Source organism: Pseudomonas sp. 2822-17, from assembly GCF_002742485.1.
GTDB classification, from domain to species: Bacteria; Pseudomonadota; Gammaproteobacteria; order Pseudomonadales; family Pseudomonadaceae; genus Aquipseudomonas; species Aquipseudomonas cyclaminis.
Genome location: NZ_LJRZ01000247.1, coordinates 287,284 through 307,196 on the forward strand (window position 1 = coordinate 287,284; position 19,913 = coordinate 307,196).

19 protein-coding genes are annotated in these 19,913 nt (G+C 62.2%); 12 read left to right on the plus strand and 7 right to left on the minus strand.

The features are described 5' to 3' along the window. Positions 1-101 precede the first annotated feature (101 nt). The gene (locus tag AOA60_RS03060; protein ID WP_099583138.1) at positions 102-1,247 is read left to right on the plus strand and encodes a MalY/PatB family protein; all 1,146 of its coding nucleotides are present in this window, start codon (positions 102-104) and stop codon (positions 1,245-1,247) included. 45 nt (positions 1,248-1,292) lie between these two features. Here AOA60_RS03060 and AOA60_RS03065 read toward each other — a convergent pair whose 3' ends face one another. From AOA60_RS03065 to AOA60_RS03080, 4 genes are all read right to left on the minus strand, one after another. Further along, on the minus strand, positions 1,293-1,508 hold the full coding sequence (locus AOA60_RS03065) for a molybdopterin-binding protein (protein WP_003173733.1): 216 nt from the start codon (positions 1,506-1,508) through the stop codon (positions 1,293-1,295). A 152-nt stretch (positions 1,509-1,660) separates the two neighbouring features. Then, positions 1,661-2,569, minus strand: a complete 909-nt coding sequence (locus AOA60_RS03070) for a FecR domain-containing protein (protein ID WP_099583139.1) — start codon at positions 2,567-2,569, stop codon at positions 1,661-1,663. Beyond that, positions 2,566-3,084 carry a sigma-70 family RNA polymerase sigma factor gene (locus tag AOA60_RS03075; RefSeq protein WP_099583140.1) on the minus strand — a complete coding sequence of 173 codons (519 nt, stop codon included), beginning with the start codon at positions 3,082-3,084 and terminating at the stop codon, positions 2,566-2,568. The genes AOA60_RS03070 and AOA60_RS03075 overlap by 4 nt, the downstream gene beginning before the upstream one ends. A gap of 92 nt (positions 3,085-3,176) precedes the next feature. Further along, positions 3,177-4,118 (minus strand): LysR family transcriptional regulator, encoded by a 942-nt coding sequence (locus AOA60_RS03080; protein ID WP_099583141.1) that lies wholly within the window; start codon positions 4,116-4,118, stop codon positions 3,177-3,179. Between the two features lie 115 nt (positions 4,119-4,233). On the opposite strand from AOA60_RS03080, the gene AOA60_RS03085 reads away from it, so the two are divergent. The 8 genes from AOA60_RS03085 (at position 4,234) to AOA60_RS03120 (ending at position 12,149) form a co-directional block, all read left to right on the plus strand. Further along, complete coding sequence (locus tag AOA60_RS03085; protein WP_099583142.1) at positions 4,234-5,529, plus strand: MFS transporter; 1,296 nt, start codon at positions 4,234-4,236, stop codon at positions 5,527-5,529. Positions 5,530-5,545: 16 nt separating this feature from the next. Next, a complete protein-coding gene (gene rhmD / locus AOA60_RS03090; RefSeq protein ID WP_099583143.1) occupies positions 5,546-6,730 on the plus strand; it encodes an L-rhamnonate dehydratase in 1,185 nt (394 codons plus the stop codon). 11 nt (positions 6,731-6,741) lie between these two features. Beyond that, positions 6,742-7,542 (plus strand): aldolase/citrate lyase family protein, encoded by an 801-nt coding sequence (locus tag AOA60_RS03095; RefSeq protein WP_099583144.1) that lies wholly within the window; start codon positions 6,742-6,744, stop codon positions 7,540-7,542. Positions 7,543-7,552: 10 nt separating this feature from the next. Next, on the plus strand, positions 7,553-8,986 hold the full coding sequence (aldA, locus tag AOA60_RS03100; protein WP_099583145.1) for an aldehyde dehydrogenase: 1,434 nt from the start codon (positions 7,553-7,555) through the stop codon (positions 8,984-8,986). Between the two features lie 69 nt (positions 8,987-9,055). After that, positions 9,056-9,931, plus strand: a complete 876-nt coding sequence (locus tag AOA60_RS03105) for an amidohydrolase (RefSeq protein WP_099583146.1) — start codon at positions 9,056-9,058, stop codon at positions 9,929-9,931. After that, the gene (rhaM, locus tag AOA60_RS03110; RefSeq protein WP_099583147.1) at positions 9,931-10,251 is read left to right on the plus strand and encodes an L-rhamnose mutarotase; all 321 of its coding nucleotides are present in this window, start codon (positions 9,931-9,933) and stop codon (positions 10,249-10,251) included. Before AOA60_RS03105 ends, rhaM begins: the two co-directional genes overlap by 1 nt. A gap of 40 nt (positions 10,252-10,291) precedes the next feature. Then, positions 10,292-11,350, plus strand: coding sequence for an L-rhamnose/proton symporter RhaT (gene rhaT / locus AOA60_RS03115; RefSeq protein WP_099583148.1), 1,059 nt, complete (start codon positions 10,292-10,294; stop codon positions 11,348-11,350). A 28-nt stretch (positions 11,351-11,378) separates the two neighbouring features. Continuing rightward, complete coding sequence (locus AOA60_RS03120) at positions 11,379-12,149, plus strand: SDR family NAD(P)-dependent oxidoreductase (RefSeq protein WP_099583149.1); 771 nt, start codon at positions 11,379-11,381, stop codon at positions 12,147-12,149. Positions 12,150-12,217: 68 nt separating this feature from the next. Here the strand turns inward: AOA60_RS03120 and AOA60_RS03125 are convergent, their stop codons facing one another. Beyond that, positions 12,218-13,663: a mechanosensitive ion channel family protein gene (locus tag AOA60_RS03125; RefSeq protein WP_099583150.1), complete on the minus strand. Its 1,446-nt coding sequence runs from the start codon at positions 13,661-13,663 to the stop codon at positions 12,218-12,220. A 211-nt stretch (positions 13,664-13,874) separates the two neighbouring features. On the opposite strand from AOA60_RS03125, the gene AOA60_RS03130 reads away from it, so the two are divergent. After that, positions 13,875-14,672, plus strand: a complete 798-nt coding sequence (locus tag AOA60_RS03130) for an EamA family transporter (RefSeq protein ID WP_099583151.1) — start codon at positions 13,875-13,877, stop codon at positions 14,670-14,672. A 65-nt stretch (positions 14,673-14,737) separates the two neighbouring features. On the opposite strand, the gene AOA60_RS03135 is transcribed toward AOA60_RS03130, so the two are convergent. Continuing rightward, positions 14,738-15,604 carry a pirin family protein gene (locus tag AOA60_RS03135; protein WP_099583152.1) on the minus strand — a complete coding sequence of 289 codons (867 nt, stop codon included), beginning with the start codon at positions 15,602-15,604 and terminating at the stop codon, positions 14,738-14,740. A gap of 180 nt (positions 15,605-15,784) precedes the next feature. Here AOA60_RS03135 and AOA60_RS03140 point away from each other — a divergent pair, with 180 nt between their 5' ends. Both AOA60_RS03140 and AOA60_RS03145 read left to right on the plus strand, forming a co-directional pair. Continuing rightward, positions 15,785-16,528, plus strand: a complete 744-nt coding sequence (locus AOA60_RS03140) for a response regulator (protein WP_099583153.1) — start codon at positions 15,785-15,787, stop codon at positions 16,526-16,528. Between the two features lie 20 nt (positions 16,529-16,548). Further along, the gene (locus AOA60_RS03145) at positions 16,549-17,868 is read left to right on the plus strand and encodes an ATP-binding protein (RefSeq protein ID WP_178075313.1); all 1,320 of its coding nucleotides are present in this window, start codon (positions 16,549-16,551) and stop codon (positions 17,866-17,868) included. Here the strand turns inward: AOA60_RS03145 and AOA60_RS03150 are convergent. After that, positions 17,865-19,802 carry a TonB-dependent receptor gene (locus AOA60_RS03150; protein WP_099583155.1) on the minus strand — a complete coding sequence of 646 codons (1,938 nt, stop codon included), beginning with the start codon at positions 19,800-19,802 and terminating at the stop codon, positions 17,865-17,867. The two genes, AOA60_RS03145 and AOA60_RS03150, sit on opposite strands and share 4 nt — an antisense overlap. Between the last annotated feature and the right edge of the window lie 111 nt (positions 19,803-19,913).

The window sequence follows — 19,913 nt, forward strand, 5'->3', positions numbered from 1 at the left end:
CTGTGACGACCCCGGATTACCTGGCGTGCCGGGTGCGATAAACCCGGCATGCAGTTAGAATCGGCGCTCTGTCACAGGCCCTTTCAACCGCGAGCCCCTCCATGAGTTTTGATTTCGACACGATCCACCCCCGCCTCGGCACCGGCAGCACCAAGTGGAACCGCTACCCGGCCGATGTGCTGCCAATGTGGATCGCCGACATGGACATCGCCGCGCCGCCCGCCATTCTGCAAGCCCTGCACGAGCGCCTGGACCAGCAGATCCTCGGTTACAGCGTGGCCGGCCCGGATGTGCGCGAAGCCATCGTCGCCGACCTGTGGGCCAAGTACGCCTGGCGCGTGCAACCTGACGAATTGCTGTTCCTGCCCGGCGTCGAGCCCGGCTTCAACATGGCGCTGCACGCCTTTGTACAACCGGGCCAGCCGGTGGTGCTGCAAACGCCCAACTACCGGCCGATTCGCCTGGCGCCGGGGCACTGGAACCTGCCGCGCATCGAAGTCCCATTCGAATTGATCGACGGTGAATACATCACGCCAATGGCCGCCATGCGCGAAGCCTTGACCGGCGCCGGCGCCCTGCTGTTGAGCAACCCGCACAACCCGATGGGCAAGGTCTTCCCCCGTGAAGAACTGCTGGCCGTGGCCACGGCCTGCCTGGACAACGGCGCGCTGATCATCAGCGACGAAATCCACGCAGAGCTGTGCTTCGACGGCCGCCGCCACATCCCCACCGCCAGCCTCAGCCCCGAGATTGCCCAGCGCACCATCACCCTGATGTCGGCGAGCAAGGCCTATAACGTGGCAGGCTTGAAGACCTGTTTTGCGGTGATCCAGAACGCCGAGATTCGCGAGCGTTTCAACCACGCCCGTTGCGGCATGGTCGACAGCGTCAGCCCCCTGGGCCTGGAAGCCACCCGCGCCGCCTACAGCCAGTGCGGCGAATGGCTGGAAGCGTTGAAACAGTACCTGCAAGCCAACCGCGATTACCTGCTCGACGCTGTGCAAACGCGCTTGCCGGGTGTGGTGATGCATGCCCCCCAAGGCACCTTCCTCGCCTGGCTCGATTGCAGCGCCCTGGGCCTGGATGACCCACAGCAATTTTTCCTCGAACAGGCCAAGGTCGGGTTGAGCGCAGGGATCGAATTCGGTGATGACAGCCAGCAGTTCGTGCGCCTGAACTTCGGTTGCCCACGAGTGATGCTGGAGGAAGGCTTGCAGCGTATGGAGCGCAGTTTGCGCAACCGCTGAAACGCGCAAAAAAATGGCCCCCGCTGCAATGGCGGGGGCTAGGGTCTACAGCTTGGCGATAGACACTTCGGTGGACTTCACAAAGGCAATCACTTCGCTGCCCACTTTCAATTCCAGGTCGCGCACCGAGCGGGTGGTGATCACCGACGTCACGATGCCGGACGCGGTTTGCACGTCGATCTCCGACACCACTTCGCCCAGCAGGATTTCCTTGATCACGCCCTTGAACTGGTTGCGCACGTTGATCGCTTTAATAGTCATGTCGGCTTTCCTTTTGGCTGTTGGGTCAATCCGCACGAATGCGCAGGCCCTCAAAGTGCGCTATCGGTAGAGACATTAAAAGGAATATATAACTCTTTATTTATTCGATATGGATATATAAAAGCTGTTGTGGTGAGCGGGCAAGCTCGCTCTCAGCTGAGTGTTACCCAATACCGCGTGCGCGCCTGCACCTCAAAGCCAAGGGTCGAGGCCAGCAGGTTGAGGATGCGATCAGTGTCGTCCAGGCGAAAACTGCCGGTCACCCGCAACGCTTCAAGCCGAGGCTCCCAGCGCAACACACCCGGACGATAGCGCTCCAATTCCCGCAGAAAATCCCCCAACGCCTGGTTCTGCGCGGTCAGTACGCCATCGCGCCAACCGAGTTGCAACACATCAAACGGCGCCCAGGCGCCAAGTCCACTGGCCTTGAGCGGCGCTTGCTGGCCTGCCTGCAAGGTCGCTGTCTGGCCGTTCAGGTCGCGCACCTGCACCATGCCCTTGAGCACCGACACCAGACAACCGGACGCCAGTTGCCGAACACAGAGTTCAGCCTGGCTGAGCCGCAGTTCACCGTAGCGGGTGTGCACGGTCATCGCCGCCGTGCCCGGCACCGTCAGCGCCAGTTCACCGTCGACCAGACTGATGCGGCGCTGCGCCAGGTCTACGTCTACTGCCGTGGCGGTATTGAGCTGCAGGCTGGCACCGTCGGCCAACGGCAGGCGTTTTCGCTCGCCGGTGGCGGTATGCAGGTCGGCCCGCCAAGTGTCGATGGGCAACTGGCGGCTGATCAGCCAAGCCGTCGGCAGCAGCGCCGCCACGCCCAATGCGCGCTTGAGCACCGCACGCCGGCCCGGTTGCGGGCGGTCGAGGCTGGCCATCGCCAGTGCCTGGGGCAAGCCGCTGAAGCGTTGACGCAGGGATTGGGCTTTCTGCCAGGTCTGTTCATGTTGCGGATGGCTGTCGCGCCAGTGCTGCAGCGCGGCGTGATCACGCTCGGTGGCCGCGCCGGACTCCAGCAGCGCCAGCCACTGGGCGGCAGCACGGGCGACGTCGCGGCTCACAGTTCCACCAGCAGGCAATGTTCGTAGGCCTGGGCCATGTAACGCTTGACCGTGCGCTCGGACACGTCCAGTCGTTCGGCAATCTCGCGGTAACCGAGGCCCTCCAGTTGGCTCCACAAAAAGGCGCGGCGCACCAGCACGGGCAAGCCATCGAGCAATTCATCCAGGGCTTGCAGGGTTTCCAGCATCAGCCAGCGCTGTTCGGGGGACGGCACACAGGCTTCGGGCAAGCTGGCCAGGGCGTTCATATACGCCTGTTCCAGGCTGCGACGCTGATGAAAATTCACCAACAGGCGCTTACCCACCGTCACTAGATACGCCCGCGGCTCCTGCATCTGTGCAATCGGCTGGGCACTGGCCAGTACGCGCAGGAACGTATCCTGGCTCAGGTCCGCCGCATCCCAGGCATTGCCCAGGCGCCGGCGCAGCCAGCTTTCCAGCCAACTGCGATGGTCACGGTACAAGCTTGACAGCGTCAGTTCAGGGGCATGCGTCGGGACAACAGCATCATTCATGGCAAGCAACCTGCACGGCGCGAGTGAGTCTCAAATGAGATTCATTCTATTTAATATCCTGCCGCGACACCATGCCCTTTTCAACATTGCGTTTAGAGCATCGCCGCTTTCTGCCGCAGCAAATCCATAAACAGCCCCAATTCCCCGCTCACACCCTCGCCCTTGCGCAGCAGCATGCCGAACGGTGCCAGGCGCACATCGAGGGCCACCGGCAGCGCCACCACCAGGCCCATCTTCAGGTAATCGCGCAGGGCGCTTTCCGACAGCACCATCACTGCGTCGGTCAGTTGGATCAACTGCTGCATGGAGTACACCGAGCTGCATTCGATAATGTCCGCCGGGCTCGGCAGTGCCAGGTCCTGCAAAGCCTGGTCGAAGCCGATGCGCGCCGGGCTGGTTTGCGGTTGCAGGATCCATGGCCAGTCGCGCACCAGTTCCGCCAGGTCCAGGTGTTTACGTTGCGCCAGCCGGTGCCCGGCATGCACCACCACCAGCATTCGCTCGTTGCCCAGAGGCTCGAAACTGTAGTGCTCGCTGTCGGTGGCGGCGTTGCGCCGGGTGATGGCCAGGTCGATGCGGCCCTGTTCGAGCAGTTGGATCACCTGGTCGCTGGTGTCGCCCATGATGCGGATGCGCAGTTGCGGGTTGAGCGCTTTGATCTGCGCGATGGCGTCCATCACCAGGTCCGGCGCGGCGCCCATGATGGTGCCGATGGACAAGTAGCCGTAGCCGCCCTGCTGGCGCGCCATCAAGTCCTCGGCGCAACGGTCCAGGCCGCAGAGGGCCGACTCGGCGAAGCGGATCAGCTCCTGGCCCAGCGCCGTAGGCCGCATGCCCCGTGGCAAGCGTTCGAACAGGTCGCAACCGAACATGTCCTCGATCTCGCGCAACATGCGTGTGGCCGCCGGTTGCGACATGTTCAGGGCCTGGGAGGCACGGTGCAGGTTCTGGCTGGAACTGAGCGCCACCAGCATGTGCAGATGCTTGTAGCGCAGGCGATTGAACAGGCTGCGGGAGATGACGGGACTACTCATGAATTCCTCATTATCGATACCCTGAGGGTATCACTTGTAAGCTAGATTCGATTTGTAGCGCATTGCTCGGTCGCCGTACAGTCCGTCCCATAAGAACAAAACAACGGACTCCATCATGAAAACCCTGCCCGCGCCCCTGCTCGCCAAGATTTCCTGGCGGCTGCTGCCCTTCCTGCTGTTGATGTACATCATGGCGTTTCTCGACCGCGCCAATGTCGGGTTCGCCAAACAAGCCTTCCAGGCCGACACCGGCTTGAGCGATGCCGCGTTTGCCTTCGGCGCCGGTGTGTTCTTTGTCGGCTACGCGCTGCTGGAAGTGCCAAGCAACCTGATCCTGCACCGTGTCGGCGCCCGCCTGTGGATGTGCCGCATCATGGTCAGTTGGGGCCTGATTTCGGCGGCGATGGTGTTTGCCCACAACGAAACCAGTTTTTACCTGCTGCGTTTCTTGCTCGGTGTGGCCGAAGCCGGCTTCTTCCCCGGCGTGATCCTCTACCTCACCTACTGGTTCCCCCAGGCCGTACGCGGCAAGGCCATGGGTTTCTTTTACTTTGGCGCGCCCCTGGCATTTATCTTCGGCAGCCCGCTGTCCGGTTTGCTGCTGGAGATGGACGGCTTCGCTGGCATCCATGGCTGGCAGTGGCTGTTCGCGGTGGAAGGCCTGATGGCCACCGCCGTGGGCATCTGGGCCTACTGGTACCTGGACAACCGTCCCGCCGATGCCAAGTGGCTGAGCGCGGATGAGCGCGAGCAAATCCAGACCTTGCTGGATGCAGAAGACCAACACAAAACCTCCCACGGCCGCAGCCTGCTGAACGTGCTGTGCCAGCCATCGGTGCTGTACCTGTGCCTGGTGTATTTGCTGATCCAGGCCAGCGTCTACGGCGTGGTGTTTTACCTGCCGACCCAAGTGGGCGACCTGCTCGGCACCAAGGTTGGCTTGATGGTCGGGCTGGTCTCGGCGATTCCGTGGATCTGCGCACTGTTTGCCGCGTGGTGGATCCCCGGTTATTCCGACCGCACCGGCGAGCGTCGCCGCACCGCTTGCCTGACGTTATTGATGGCCGCTGCCGGCATCGCTTGCTCGGTGACCTTCACCAACCCGTTGCTGGGCATGCTCGCCCTGTGTTTTGCCGCCTCGGGTTTTATCGCGGTGCAGCCGGTGTTCTGGACCTTTCCGTCGAGCTACCTGGCGGGCAGCGCTGCGGCAGCGGGCATTGCGCTGATCAACTCCTTCGGTGCCCTCGGCGGCTTTATCGCACCGGTCATCAAGCACTGGGCCGAAGGCGCCTTCCATTCCCCGGCAGCCGGTTTGTACCTGCTGTCCGCCACTACGGTACTGGCTGCGTTGCTGGTACTGGGCATCCATTCACCCGGCCGCACTGCATCGAACACGCCGGCCACTGTTTAACGCCAGGAGTCTTACCATGGGTCATCTCACTATCAAACACGTGCGCGCCTTTGTATTGCGAGGCGGCGGCGCCGATTACCACGATCAGGCCGACGGCCACTGGATCGACGATCACATCTGCACACCCATGAGCAAATACCCCGAGTACCGCCAGAGCCGCCGCAGTTTCGGCATCAACGTGCTCGGCACGCTGGTGGTGGAGATCGAAGCCAGCGACGGCACCGTCGGGTTTGCTGTGACCACCGGCGGCGAACCGGCGGCGTATATCGTCGAAAAGCACCTGGCGCGCTTTATCGAAGGTGCCCGCGTCACCGATATCGAAAAGATCTGGGACCAGATGTACCAGTCCACCCTCTACTACGGCCGCAAAGGCTTGGTGATCAACACCATTTCCGGCGTCGACCTGGCGCTGTGGGACTTGCTCGGCAAGATCCGCCAGGAGCCGGTGCACCAACTGCTCGGCGGTGCGGTGCGTGACGAATTGCAGTTCTACGCCACCGGCGCCCGCCCGGACCTGGCCCAGAAAATGGGCTTTATCGGCGGCAAGATGCCCCTGCACCACGGCCCCAGCGAAGGCGAAGAAGGCCTGCGCAAAAACCTCGAACAATTGGCGGACATGCGCGCGCGGGTCGGCCCGGACTTCTGGCTGATGCTCGATTGCTGGATGAGCCTGGACCTCAACTACGCCACCAAACTGGCGATCGGCGCCCATGAACACGGGCTCAAGTGGATCGAAGAAGCCCTGAGCCCGGACGATTACTGGGGCTACGCGGCCCTGCGCAACAACGTGCCCAAGGGCATGCTGGTGACCACTGGCGAACACGAAGCCACCCGCTGGGGTTTCCGCATGCTGCTGGAAATGGGCTGCTGCGACATTATCCAGCCGGATGTTGGCTGGTGCGGTGGCCTCACTGAATTGGTGAAAATTTCGGCCCTGGCCGACGCCCACAACGCGATGGTCGTGCCCCACGGCTCTTCGGTGTACAGCTACCACTTTGTCGCCACGCGGCAAAACAGCCCGTTCGCCGAATTCCTGATGATGGCGCCGAAGGCCGATGAAGTGGTGCCGATGTTCCACCCGCAACTGCTCGGCGAACCGGTGCCAATCAATGGCCGCATGCGCCTGTCGGTGCTCGACAAGCCCGGCTTCGGCGTTGACCTGAACCCGGATTGCCAACTGCACCGTCCGTATAACCGCTAAGGGAACCTGCCATGAACATGCCCCGCAATGGCTTCAAGGCCGCCCTGGCGCACGACGCCACCCAGTACGGCATCTGGGCCGGTTTCGCCACCGGCTACGCCGCCGAGATCGTCGCAGGCCTGGGTTACGACTGGATGCTGATCGACGGCGAACACGCGCCCAACACCGTGCCCAGCGTACTCAACCAATTGCAGACAGTGGCGCCCTACGCCACCGCGCCGGTGGTGCGTGCGGTGAATGGCGACGCCAGCCTGATCAAGCAACTGCTCGACGTCGGCGCCCAGACGCTGATGATCCCTATGGTCGAAACCGCCGAACAGGCCCAGGCCCTGGTGCGCGCCATGCGTTACCCGCCCCACGGCATCCGCGGCGTCGGCGGCGGTTTGACCCGCGCCACCCGCTGGGATGGTGTGGCGAACTACCTGCAAACCGCCCACGAAGAGCTGTGCCTGATCGTGCAGGTGGAGTCGCGCCTGGGCGTGGAAAACGTCGCGGCGATTGCCGCTGTCGAAGGCGTGGATGCGGTATTTATCGGCCCCGCCGACTTGTCCATCGGCCTCGGCCACGCCGGCAACCCCGGCCACCCCGAGGTGCAGGAGCGCATCCGGCACGCGGTGGACGCCACCCTCGCCGCCGGCAAGGTCTGCGGCATCCTGGCGCCCAACGAAGACGACGCACGCCGCTACCAGGCCTGGGGTTGCCGCTTTATCGCCGTGGCCATCGACATCAGCCTGCTGCGCCAGAGCGCCCTGGCCACCCTCGTCCGCTATCGCCCGGTTACCGACGCGAAAGCGCCGTCGCGCACTTACTAAGGAGCTGCCCATGTCATCCGTTCCCGTGTACCAGAACTTTATCAATGGCCGCTTCGTCTCCAGCGAAGCCCATCTCGATGTGCTCAACCCGGCCACCGGCGCCTTGCTGTCCAAGGTGCCCGCCTCCACCGCCGCTGACGTCGACCAGGCCCTCGCCGCTGCACGGGGTGCGCAAAAAGAGTGGGCACGCAAACCGGCCATCGAACGCGCCGGGCACCTGCGCCGTATCGCCGCCAAGCTGCGAGAAAACGTCGCGCACCTGGCCCGCACCATCACCCTGGAACAGGGCAAGGTCAGCGGGCTGGCCGAAGTCGAAGTGAATTTCACCGCGGACTACCTCGACTACATGGCCGAATGGGCGCGCCGCATCGAAGGCGAGATCATCACCAGCGACCGGCCCAACGAAAACATCTTCCTGTTCCGCAAACCCTTGGGCGTAGTGGCGGGCATCCTTCCGTGGAATTTCCCGTTCTTTTTGATCGCACGCAAAATGGCCCCTGCGCTGCTCACCGGCAACACCATCGTGATCAAGCCCAGTGAAGAAACCCCGAACAACTGCTTTGAATTCGCCAAACTGGTGGCCGAGACCGACCTGCCCGCCGGCGTGTTCAATGTGGTCTGCGGTGATGGCCAGGTCGGCGGTGCACTCACCGCTCACAAAGGCGTGGACATGATCAGCTTCACCGGCAGCGTTGCCACCGGCTCCAGGATCATGGCCGCCGCCGCGCCGAACATTACCAAGCTCAACCTGGAGCTGGGCGGCAAGGCGCCGGCCATTGTGCTGGCGGATGCCGACCTGGACCTGGCCGTCAAAGCCATCCGCGACTCGCGCATTATCAACACCGGGCAAGTGTGCAACTGCGCCGAGCGGGTGTATGTGGAGCGCAAGGTCGCGGATCAGTTTATCGAGCGCATCAGCGCGGCCATGTCGGCCACGCGCTACGGTGATCCGCTGGCCATGGCCGATGCGGAAATGGGCCCGCTGATCAACCGCCAGGGCCTGGACAACGTCAATCGCAAGGTGCGCACCGCGTTGAGCCAGGGCGCCACGCTGGTCAGCGGCGGGCAGATCGCTGACCTTGGCGCGGGCTTTCACTTCCAGCCGACGGTTTTGGCCGGCTGCCGCGCCGACATGGAGATCATGCGCGAAGAGATCTTCGGCCCGGTGCTGCCGATCCAGATCGTCGACGACCTCGACGAAGCCATCGCCCTGGCCAATGACTGTGACTACGGCCTGACCTCGTCGATCTACACCCGTGACCTGGGCAAGGCCATGCACGCGGTGCGCGAGATCGACTTTGGCGAAACCTACGTCAACCGCGAAAACTTCGAGGCCATGCAGGGTTTCCATGCTGGCGTGCGTAAGTCCGGGATCGGCGGTGCCGATGGTAAGCACGGCCTCTATGAATACACCCATACCCATGTGGTGTACCTGCAGAGCTGAGGTGGTGAAATGGGCCGGTGCGCGGTAGCGTGCTGGCCGTTCCTGACAGAGTCCCACAAGGATTGCGCAATGCCCCAGACGCTCTATACCGGCCCTATCATCGATAGTCATCTGCACCTGTTCGATCCGCGTCGCCCCCAGGGCATCCCGTGGCCCGAGCCGGGCAACCGCTTGTATGCCGCGCATTTACCCCTCGATTACTGGACCGTCGCCAGCTCGCACAATGTGGTCGGCGCCATCGCGGTGGAAGCCAGCCCATGGCGCGACGACAACCGCTGGATCCTCGAAACCCTGCGCAGCGACCCGCGCATGCTCGGGTTTGTCGGCAACCTGGACCCGCTGCACGCCGACTTCGCCGCCGACCTCGCTGCACTGGTGCAAGAGCCACTGTTCCTCGGCCTGCGCTACGGCAACCTGTGGGACCGCGACCTGCTTCTGGATCAGACGCGCCCCGGTTTTATCAACGGCCTGCGCCAACTGGCCGCCAGCGGGCGCAGCCTGGACAGTGCCAACCCGAACCCGCGTTTGATCAAGGGATTGTTGAAGCTCAGCGATGCACTGCCCGAGCTGCGCATCATCGTCGACCATTTGCCCAATGCCCAAGTGCCGGCCGGTGAAGAGGCCGCTTATCACGCCGACCTGCTGCGCCTGGCGGAGCGGCCGAATGTATTCGCCAAACTCGCGGAAATCCCCCATGTCGGCCCGCACGGCCTGATCGTCGACACCGCGTTCTACAACGACCGGTTGGCGGTGTTGTGGGAAGCGTTTGGCGACGAGCGCTGTTTCTTCGGCAGCGACTGGCCCAACAGCGATCACCTGGCGGATTTCGCCACCACGCTGGGGCTCGTGAAAAGCTGCCTGGCGCACAAACCCGAAGCCGTGCAGGCGCAGTTTTTCCTGCACAACGCAGTGCGCATCTACACCCCGACCCATGGAGCGCAGTGATGCAGACCCGTGCCTTTCGCATGAACCTCAACCCCGGGCAGGCCGATGAATATCGCCGGCGTCACGACGAGATCTGGCCCGAACTGGCCCAGGCGTTGTTGGACGCGGGTGTGGTGGACTATCGGATTTACCTCGACGAACCGGCCAACGCGCTGTTCGCCGTGCTGACCCATGAAGACGCCCACGGCCTGGACGAACTGCCCGGCACCGCACTGATGCAACGCTGGTGGAGCTACATGCAGGACATCATGCCCAGCCATGCAGACGCCTCGCCGGCCAGCGTCGTTTTGCTGCCCATGTTCCACCTGTCCCGGCCCTGAACCAACCGATGCACAACAACAATAAAAAGGATTCGACTACGTGGAAATCATTCTCCTTGGTGTGATTCTGCACTTTATCGGCGGCTTCGCCTCCGGCAGTTTCTACATCCCCTACAAGAAGGTCCGCGGCTGGGCCTGGGAAAGTTATTGGATCACCGGCGGCCTGGTGTCCTGGCTGATCGTGCCGTTGATCGCGGCGCAACTGACGGTGCCGGGCTGGGTAGACATCCTGCGCAACGCCGACACCAGCACCCTGCTGTGGACCTATCTGTTCGGCGTGTTGTGGGGCATCGGCGGGCTGACCTTCGGCTTGACCATGCGCTACCTCGGGCTGTCCCTGGGCATGTCGCTGATCATGGGCCTGACCTCGGCCCTCGGCGCGCTGATGCCGGCGCTGTACCGCGACCTGTTCACCGATGCAACCGAAGGCACCCTGACTTCGATGCTGGCCTCTCAGGGCGGGCACTGGGTGTTGTGGGGCGTGGCGGTGTCGCTGGTGGGTATTGCGGTGTGCGGCAAGGCTGGGCTGATCAAGGAACGGGAAGTGTCCGAGGCGGTGAAGTTCGCCAGTGTCAGCGAGTTTTCCCTGGGCAAGGGCATGCTGGTGGCGGTGATTTCCGGGGTGCTCAGTGCGTGTTTCAGCTACGGCATTTCTGCCGGCCGCCCGCTGGCCGCTGCGGCTGTGGAGCACGGCGCCAACAGCCTGTTCCAGAACAACGTGACCTTTATGGTGATCATGTGGGGCGGGCTGACCACCAACGGCATCTGGTGCCTGTGGCTGAACTGGCGCAACCGCAGCTTCCATAACTATTTCGATCGAAGCACGCCATTGCTGGGCAATTACCTGTTGGTGGCCATCGCCGGCACACTGTGGTTTCTGCAATTCTTTTTCTACGGCATGGGCGAAAGCCGCCTGCAGAACGACGCCAGTTCGTGGGTGCTGCACATGTCATTCATCATCATCGTGTCCAACTGCTGGGGCCTGTATTTCCGCGAATGGCACGGCACCAGCGCCGCGAACAAGGGCGTGCTGGTGGCCGGTATCGCAGTGATCCTCGGCGCCATCGCCATGGTCGGTTACGGTAATTACCTCGGCTGACGCCGCCTATTTTTGAAGGAGTGTTTTTATGTTGCTTGCAGACAAAACCGTGATCATCACCGGCGCCTCCCGTGGCATCGGCCGCGCCGCCGCCCGTGAATGCGCACGCCAGGGCGCCCGCGTGGTGATCGGCCACAGTGGCAGCGGCCAGGGTAGCGAGGCGGCGTATTCGCTGATCGAAGAGATCAAGGCGTTTGGCGGTGCGGCCATCGAAGTGGGTGGCGATGCCGCCGACCCGGACACCGGCGACAAGCTGGTGGCTGGCGCGGTGAAGGCGTTCGGCAGCGTCGACGTGTTCGTCAACAACGCCGGGATCTGCCCGTTCCACTCGTTCCTCGACATGCCGCGCGAGGTCTACCTGAAAACCGTCAACACCAACCTCAACGGCGCCTACTTCGCCGTGCAGGCGGCGGCCAACCAGATGAAAAACCAGGGCCGTGGCGGCGCGATCATCGCGGTCAGCTCCATCAGCGCGCTGGTGGGCGGCGGCATGCAAACCCACTACACGCCAACCAAGGCCGGGCTGCATTCGTTGATGCAGTCCTGCGCCATTGCACTGGGGCCCTATGGCATTCGTTGCAACTCGGTACTGCCGGGGACCATCGCCACCGACATCAACAAGGACGATCTGGCCGACGAAGAAAAACTCGCCTACATGACCTCGCGCACCCCGCTGGGGCGGTTGGGTGAGCCGGATGATGTGGCTGGGCCGATTGTGTTCCTGGCTTCGGATATGGCGCGTTATGTCACAGGCGCGTCGTTGCTCGTCGATGGCGGCCTCTATGTGAACCTGCAGTAACCCCCGCTCTCCCTCAACCATCACAGCCCCCCCCCCCACAGGGGATCTCTGTGTGCCTGTGCGGTCTGTCAAAGACCGCGCTTGCGCAGCCACTGTAGAAAGCCCTTCTTGACCGGCACCACGGGCGCGTCCTGGGTCAGGGCCTGGGCCGCGTGCAAGCGGAAGTCCAGCAGGGTTTTCATGGCGTCGGCGATGTCGTGTCGTGCGTCCAGGCACGGCGTCAGGTATTCCTTTTCAATGCGGTACAGGGTGCAGAACGTCTTGGCGGTGAAGTCCGCCAACGCGGCCTGATCGGTCAAAATCCCCGCTTCGCCGATGACCTCTCCAGGGCCCATGCGCCCGGCCTCGAAGGTATGACCGCCTTTGATCAGCATCACCGACACCACACCCGACTCCACGATAAACAAATGATCGCTGACCTCCCCCGCCGGCAAAATCATCTCGCCGGGACGGTAGCTGTGCAGGGTCATGTTCTGGCTGAAGGTGTCTTTTTCCTCCTGGCGCAGGGTCGAGAAAATCGAAGAACTGTCCAGCAACGCCCGTGCTCGGGAAGTTGGCACCGGGGTCGCGCTTTCGCCAGGAGACAGCAGGCTCACACCCGCCGCTTGCAGGTGCCGGAACGCCAGGTCGTAGAGTTGGTTGCGCACTTCGCGCTTGAGGGGCATGGCCGGCACGAAGCCGCTGATTTCATACTCCACGCCACCGCTCGCGGAAGTCTTGAACGCCACACTCGGCGCGGGCTTGGCCAACAACGGCCGGCACCCCTGCATGGCACGCTCCAGCGCTTCGATCACCGTTTGCGGCCGCGCATGGGGGCTGACCTGCAAGCTGACTGCCAGGCCGAACATGTCCGCCGGGCGCGAGAAGTTGATGATCTTGGCCTTCGCCGCCAGGGAGTTGGGAATCACCGCCATGCTGCCCTGGGAGGTTTGCAGGCGCGTGGCGCGCCAGTCGATATCGGTGACCCGGCCTTCGGTGCCGTCGATGGAAATCCAGTCATCCAGTTGATAGGGCTTGGTGGTGTTGAGCACGATCCCGGAAAACACATCGCTCAACGTGCTTTGCAACGCCAGGCCGACAATGATCGCCACCGCGCCGGACGTCGCAAGCACGCCTTTGACTGGCAAGTCGAGCACGTAGGCCAGCGCCGCGATGATCGCAATCAGGAAAATCACCGCGCCCATCAAATCCTGCAACAACCGCCCGGTATGCCCGACCCGCTGCATCATCAACGCCCCGAGCAACACCGTCAGCGTACGCGCAGCGAACAACCACCAACCAATCTGCAACGCCGTGGCAGCCATGTGCAACGCGGTGTTGTCGGCATAGGGCGCGACGAGCATGGGATTCATGCCGTCGTTGAACAGCACGGCACTGAAGACAGCGAAGATCACCAACCGCGCCGCGAGTTTCCAGTTGGCGAGGTTGGCGGAGATAAGCCGCCACACGGCGATGTCAATGAGGATCAGCGCCAGGGCGCAGAGCATCGGGTGATCGGAGATAAATGAGGGCATCCAGGCGACTCCAGGGCGAATGACGGGAAGATCGCATGAAATGGGGGTGGCGGGTATAGGGCGCGAAAAAAAACTCAACCCCCCCAAACTCCCTTCCCCTTTCTGCAAAAAAGCACAGGAAAAGAACTACATACTTTTGGGAAGTGAGGGGTTTGATGTAGACCCAATCCGGCAAGAAGCTGACAACGGATGACCGACAGGTAGCACTGACATGCAGAAAACACAGCAAGAAAGTCGCCAGACTTCTGCGTTAGCGATTATTTTATCTGCGCTGGCGAATGTTCTATTAGGGGCGTCGTCTGTTTACTGGAGAGCGCTTAACGACGTTTCGTCCCTCACGTTGGTTGCCTACAGAGTTTCGCTATCCACTTTAATTCTCGCTTTTTTGATTTTCACTTTTCGGCGATACAATCAAATAGAACGATACACGCTAAAGCTGATTCGGCTGCACTGCATCGCGTCGCTGCTTATCGCTATCAACTGGGGCGTTTTCATCTGGTCATCCATTAACGGATACATTCTGGAGAGCGGTCTCGGCTACCTGCTGGCGCCTATCATTTCAGTGACGCTGGGAACAATGATTTATCGCGAGCGAGTAAGCACGGGAAAAGCGCTGTTTACTTTTCTCGTATTTGGTTTGGTTGCCCTTCTCATGGTGCTGATCGACAACTTTAATCACGGGACATCTATATTGATTGCACTAACATGGGGACTCTACACGTACCTCAAGAAATCTACCTCTTTGGACGCGGCAAACGGATTATTCATAGAAACGCTTTTTCTAACAAGCTGCTTGGTGCCCGCTATTTTTTTACTTGACTTGCCCATCACTCAACTCAGTGAATTGGGTACATTATCGAGCAATCTGATTTGGCTGGCAGGTGCGATATCAATCTTACCTTTGCTCATGTTTTCCTACTCCACCGGCAAAATCCCTCTATCCCTAACGGGATTTTTACAATTCCTGCTCCCCCTCACACTGATAGCAATTGCGTTGGTTTCCCCCTGAAGACGAAGCCCCATACATAAAGCCCACCGCAAAAACAATCTCGCCGTGGGCAATGCCACACTTCGTCAGGCGTGCATCCGCCCAAATTTACCCGACTGAAAATCCACAAACGCCTGGTGAATTTCCTGCTCTGTATTCATCACAAAAGGACCATGGCCGACGATAGGCTCGTCAATCGGCTCGCCGCTGAGCAGCAGCACCTTGGCGTTGTCATTGGCCTCCAGGACCAGTTGCGTGCCATCGCGCTCGAACAGTGCCAATTGGCCTTGGCGCGCAACCTCCTCGCCATTGACCAGCACGGTGCCGCGCAGGATTACCAGAGCGGTGTTGCGCCCGGCGTGCAGGTCCAGGGTCACTGGTTGGCCGGCGTTGAGGCGCAGGTCCCATACGTCGATCGGTGTGAAGGTCCGTGCGGGGCCTTGAGTGCCCGCGAATGCACCGGCGATCAGGCGCAGGTGCCCGGCGTCATTGGCCAGCGGCAGCACGGGGATGTCGCCGTCGACGATGGTTTGGTAACCGGCGTCGGCCATTTTGTCCTTGGCGGGCAAGTTGACCCACAGTTGCACCATCTCCAGCGCGCCGCCTTTGCGGGCAAACGCTTCGGAGTGGAACTCCTCGTGGAGAATGCCTTTTGCGGCGGTCATCCATTGCACATCGCCTGGGCCGATGGTGCCACCGGCGCCGGTGGAATCGCGGTGCTCGACTTCGCCGTCGTAGACGATAGTCACGGTTTCAAACCCTCGATGAGGGTGTTGGCCGACGCCGCGACGTTGTTCGGTAGGGGTAAATTCGGCCGGGCCGGCGTGGTCCAGCAGCAGGAATGGGCTGATGTGTTTGCCCAGGTTGTCGTAGGAAAACAGTGTGCGCACCGGGAAACCATCGCCGACCCAATGGGCGCGAGGGCTGGTGTAGATGCCGATGAGTTTTTTCATGGTGATCCTCCAAAGTGCATACACCTTAAAACCGATAGCAATTGAGCGCTAGGCGGCTAAAACACCCTAGAGCGTCCTACTGATAGAACGGCATACCCGCAACTCGCCATAAAAACAGCGTTAATGATAATGACTCGTAGTAATATCCGCCCTCTCCCGCTCAACCTTCCGAGGGCTGCAATGCCGTTTGCCCCTGCGCCTGTCGCACCGCGCGTGCTGGTGGTGGATGACCACCGCAAAATCCGCGAACCCTTGGCCACTTATCTGCGTCGACACACCTTCGACGTGCGCACCGCCGAGGACGCGGCCGGCATGTGGCAATTGCTCAAGACCCAGGCGTTCGACGTGGTGGTGCTCGACGTGCTGCTGCCCGACGGTGATGGTTTCGAGCTGTGCAACCAACTGCATCGGCGCAGCAATACCCCCGTGATTCTGTTGACCGCCCGTGACACCGCCGCCGACCGCATCCGAGGCCTGGACCTGGGCGCGGACGACTACGTGACCAAGCCCTTCGAACCCCGCGAACTGGTGGCACGCATCAACAGTGTGCTGCGCCGCCAAGGCCGCAACACCGGGCCCGCCGCGCCCAGCAGTGGCGCCCGCGCCTATCGGTTTGCCGGCTGGCAGTTCAGCGTGGCCAACGCCACCTTGCAGCGCGAGGCCTGCCCGGCGATCCAGCTCAGTACAGCGGAAAGCCGCCTGTTGCAGGTGTTCCTGACCCACCCCAACACCTTGCTGCCCCGCGAACGCTTGATCGACCTCACCGCCGCTGCCGACAGCGACGTGAGCGACCGCGCCATCGACCGCCAGGTCAGCCGCCTGCGCCGCAAACTGGCCCAGGGCGATGCCGCGCCGGACCTGCTGCGCACGATCTGGGGCGGCGGCTATCTGTTGGCGGCCGAGGTCAATGAATGTACGCCCTGAACCGGCTCTGGCCGCGCACCCTGGCGCGGCAATTGAGCCTGTTGTTATTGCTGGCATTGCTCGCCTCCAACGCTATCGCGATGTTGTTTCTGCAGCGCACCGGCAGCCTGATCCACCCGCTGTCACGCAGTTTCAGCCTGGAGCGCCTGGGAATTGCGCACCACACGGCAATCGACCTGACCTCAACGGAAACCGAACACCTGCTGGCCGGAATGAGCCATGACGACACGCGCTTCTGGATCGCGCCCACGCCGGAAGTGGCGCTATTTGAGCTGCGCCCGGAAGAACAGCGGCTGGCCAACGAACTGCGCCGCCACTTGCAACTGGACGACACGACCACCATCGGCATGCAGTTGGAACGCATCAGCGGCGCCGACGCCCGCACCCACGTATTCAGCCCCGCCGGTTGGGCACCGTTGCGCCTGCGCACCAGCGTGCCGCTGCCCAATGGCAACTACCTCAATGCCGTGCAGTACCCCGCCGGCGCCTATGAATGGGGCCGCGTGCTGGCCTACAGCCTGCCGGTGACGACGCTGCCGGTGCTGCTGATCGTGATGTTTTTCATCGCCCGCGTGGTGCGCCCGATCAAGACGTTGGCCCAGGCCACGGAGCGCGTCAGCCGGGGTGAATGGATCGCGCCTCTGCCGGAACGCGGCCCGCAGGAAGCCCGCGACCTTACGGCCGCCTTCAACACCATGCAGGCCAATCTTGCCCGGCATGTCGAGGGCCGCACGCGGATGCTTGCGGCGGTCAGCCACGACCTGAATACGCCGATCACCGAACTGCGCCTGCAAGTGGAATTGCTGGAGCCCGGCGACGTCCGGGATGACATGCTCGAAAGCCTTGCGGAGCTGAGTGCAATGGTGCGAGAAACCCTGAGTTTCGTGCGCGATGATGCAGTGCAGGAAGCGACCGCCACGCTATCGTTGAGCAGCCTGCTGGATGACCTGGCCAAGCGTTATCAGCGCCTGCGGCAACCCGTCAGTTGGGCCGGTGCGCCGCCCCTTATGCTGACGTGCCGCGCCCTGGCGCTCAAACGCGCCTTGACCAACCTGATCGACAACGCCCTGCACCATGCCGGCGATGCCCACCTGAGCCTGATCCGGGAAGACAACGGCTGGCTGCGCATCGAGATTCTCGACCACGGCCAAGGCCTGCCCGAGGACTGGCTGGATAAAGTCTTCGAACCCTTTGTGCAACGCGGCGTCAGCGACGGCGGTGTGGGGTTGGGCCTGGCGATTGCTCGGTCGTGCATCCAGGCCCATGGCGGCGAACTGGTGTTGCAGAATCGCCCACCGGCAGGCCTGTGCGCGGTGGTGCGATTGCCCGCAGCACTTTAGAAGTTGTACGTGGCGCCCATCCACAAGGTGCGGCCATAGTTCACCGTGCCGTAGGTTTCATCGTCCAGCCGCTTGTCGGTGAGGTTGTTGAGGGAGGCGTTCAGGGTCAAGGCATCGTTTACATCGTAGGAGCCGCCAAGGTCAGCCGTGGTGTAGCCCGGCGCCGGTTCGTCGGTAATGGTGTTGCCGGTTTCTTCGCCGTAGTAACTCAGCGACGCCCACGCCTGGGTGCGGTCGTTGATGCTCCACTCGGTGCGCAGATTGGCTTTTTGCTCCGGTGTGAGGGCCAGCGGCGCACCTTTGTTAGCACCGCTTTTCTGCTCGGAATCGGTGTAGGTGTAGTTGGCCTTGAGCAGCACGCTCGGGCTGATATCCCATTGGCCGTTGAGTTCCACGCCCTGGATGATCGCCTTGTCGACGTTGACCCGTTCCATGATGGTGTAGCCGTTCCAGCGCCGATCGGTGGTGACGGTAGAGAGCTTGTCCTGGAAATCGTTGTAGAACAGCGTCACGCCGCCCGACAGGTCATCGCGGTTGCTCCACAGTGCGGAGATTTCGTAGTTGGTGCTGGTTTCGGGCTTGAGATCGGGGTTGCCGAACATCACGAAGCGGTTGCGGCGCAAGTAAGCGTAATCCTCGACCACGGCGCGCAGTTCCGGCGCCTTGAAGCCACGGGCGATACCGCCCTTGAGCGTCCACTGGTCGGTGGCGCGCCACACGCCGTAGACCCGCGGGCTTAGATGCGCGCCGTACTCTTCGTGTTCATCCAGGCGCAGGCCGGTGGTCAAGGCAAAGCGGTCGGTGACTGACCATTCGTTTTCGGCGAACAGGGCTTTTTGCACCACCGAGAATTTATAGTCGACGCGGTCACCCAGGCCCTGGTTCCAGTCCGTCAGCTCGCTTTCATTCCATTGCACGCCGACGGTGCTGACATTATGGGCGGTGGGCACCACCAGCTTGGCGTCGAACACGGTGTTCTTGATCTCGGGTTTACGCCCGTAGATATCGGTTTGAGCCGGGGTGGCCTTGCCCTCGCGGGTCGAGGTTTCCTGGGACAGGGCAATGTCCGAGGTTGCCCAGCCCCAGCGGCCCTGGTGAGACAGGGACCAATGATCGCGGTTGTTTTCCTGCTCACGGGTGGCCCAGTTGGCGCTCATCCCGTCGCCATTCTTCAGGCGCGTGGCGCCAGCTTCCAGCAGGATGTCGTGATCAATGGTCGGGGTGAAGGCCAGGCGCGCGGTGAGGTCGCGGTGGTCGGCCTGGCTGAAGCCGTTGGTCTGTTCGATGTCATCGTCGGCCTGGCGGTCGAGGTAACGGCCCCACACCTGCAAGCCGAGGAAATCCTCCTTGAGCGGACCGCTGAGGTAGAACTGGGTCTGGCGCGCATTGCCCTGGTCGCTGTGCTGGCGGGCCGAGTAGTCGTAGCCGATGGAGCCGCCCCAGCTCGGCGAGACCTTGCGCGTGATCACGTTGATCACCCCGCCGATGGCATCCGAGCCGTACAGCGACGACATCGGCCCGCGCACCACTTCGATCCGCTCGATGGCGGCGGCAGGCGGCACGAAGCTCTGCTCGTAGCCACTGTTGCCGTTGACCCGCGACTCCCTCGCGCTCTGGCGTTTGCCGTCGACCATGATCAGGGTGTAATCGGCGGGCATGCCACGGATGGAGATGTCGGTTTCATTCGCCCCGCCGTTGACCGTCACGCCTTCCACATCCCGCACCGCATCGCCCAGGTCGCGGTAGGACTTACGGCGCAGTGCCTCGCCGTCGATCACCGTAACCGAGGCCGGCGCGTCTTCCACGCTTTGGGCATAACCGGCAGCCGTCACCACCACATCGTTGAGTTCCAGGGCAACGGGTTCGTCGGCATGGGCGCTGAAACTGCCGGCAACCAGCATGGCCAGGGGCGTAAAGCGAAAAGCAGCAAGCATGGGCGTGGACCTTAGGATTGGACTCAAAAGAGAATCGTAATCATCCAGCCCCGAATAACTTGGACAAAGTGTGACAACTGGTGCGGATTTCAGGGAGTTCCGTTTCGCCTA

Coding starts and splice junctions, on each gene's coding strand:
- AOA60_RS03060 (WP_099583138.1), top strand. CDS start 102: ATGAGTTTTGATTTCGACACGATCCACCCCCGCCTCGGCACCGGCAGC.
- AOA60_RS03065 (WP_003173733.1), bottom strand. CDS start 1,508: ATGACTATTAAAGCGATCAACGTGCGCAACCAGTTCAAGGGCGTGATC.
- AOA60_RS03075 (WP_099583140.1), bottom strand. CDS start 3,084: ATGAATGATGCTGTTGTCCCGACGCATGCCCCTGAACTGACGCTGTCA.
- AOA60_RS03080 (WP_099583141.1), bottom strand. CDS start 4,118: ATGAGTAGTCCCGTCATCTCCCGCAGCCTGTTCAATCGCCTGCGCTAC.
- AOA60_RS03085 (WP_099583142.1), top strand. CDS start 4,234: ATGAAAACCCTGCCCGCGCCCCTGCTCGCCAAGATTTCCTGGCGGCTG.
- rhmD (WP_099583143.1), top strand. CDS start 5,546: ATGGGTCATCTCACTATCAAACACGTGCGCGCCTTTGTATTGCGAGGC.
- AOA60_RS03095 (WP_099583144.1), top strand. CDS start 6,742: ATGAACATGCCCCGCAATGGCTTCAAGGCCGCCCTGGCGCACGACGCC.
- aldA (WP_099583145.1), top strand. CDS start 7,553: ATGTCATCCGTTCCCGTGTACCAGAACTTTATCAATGGCCGCTTCGTC.
- AOA60_RS03105 (WP_099583146.1), top strand. CDS start 9,056: ATGCCCCAGACGCTCTATACCGGCCCTATCATCGATAGTCATCTGCAC.
- rhaM (WP_099583147.1), top strand. CDS start 9,931: ATGCAGACCCGTGCCTTTCGCATGAACCTCAACCCCGGGCAGGCCGAT.
- AOA60_RS03120 (WP_099583149.1), top strand. CDS start 11,379: ATGTTGCTTGCAGACAAAACCGTGATCATCACCGGCGCCTCCCGTGGC.
- AOA60_RS03125 (WP_099583150.1), bottom strand. CDS start 13,663: ATGCCCTCATTTATCTCCGATCACCCGATGCTCTGCGCCCTGGCGCTG.
- AOA60_RS03130 (WP_099583151.1), top strand. CDS start 13,875: ATGCAGAAAACACAGCAAGAAAGTCGCCAGACTTCTGCGTTAGCGATT.
- AOA60_RS03135 (WP_099583152.1), bottom strand. CDS start 15,604: ATGAAAAAACTCATCGGCATCTACACCAGCCCTCGCGCCCATTGGGTC.
- AOA60_RS03140 (WP_099583153.1), top strand. CDS start 15,785: ATGCCGTTTGCCCCTGCGCCTGTCGCACCGCGCGTGCTGGTGGTGGAT.
- AOA60_RS03150 (WP_099583155.1), bottom strand. CDS start 19,802: ATGCTTGCTGCTTTTCGCTTTACGCCCCTGGCCATGCTGGTTGCCGGC.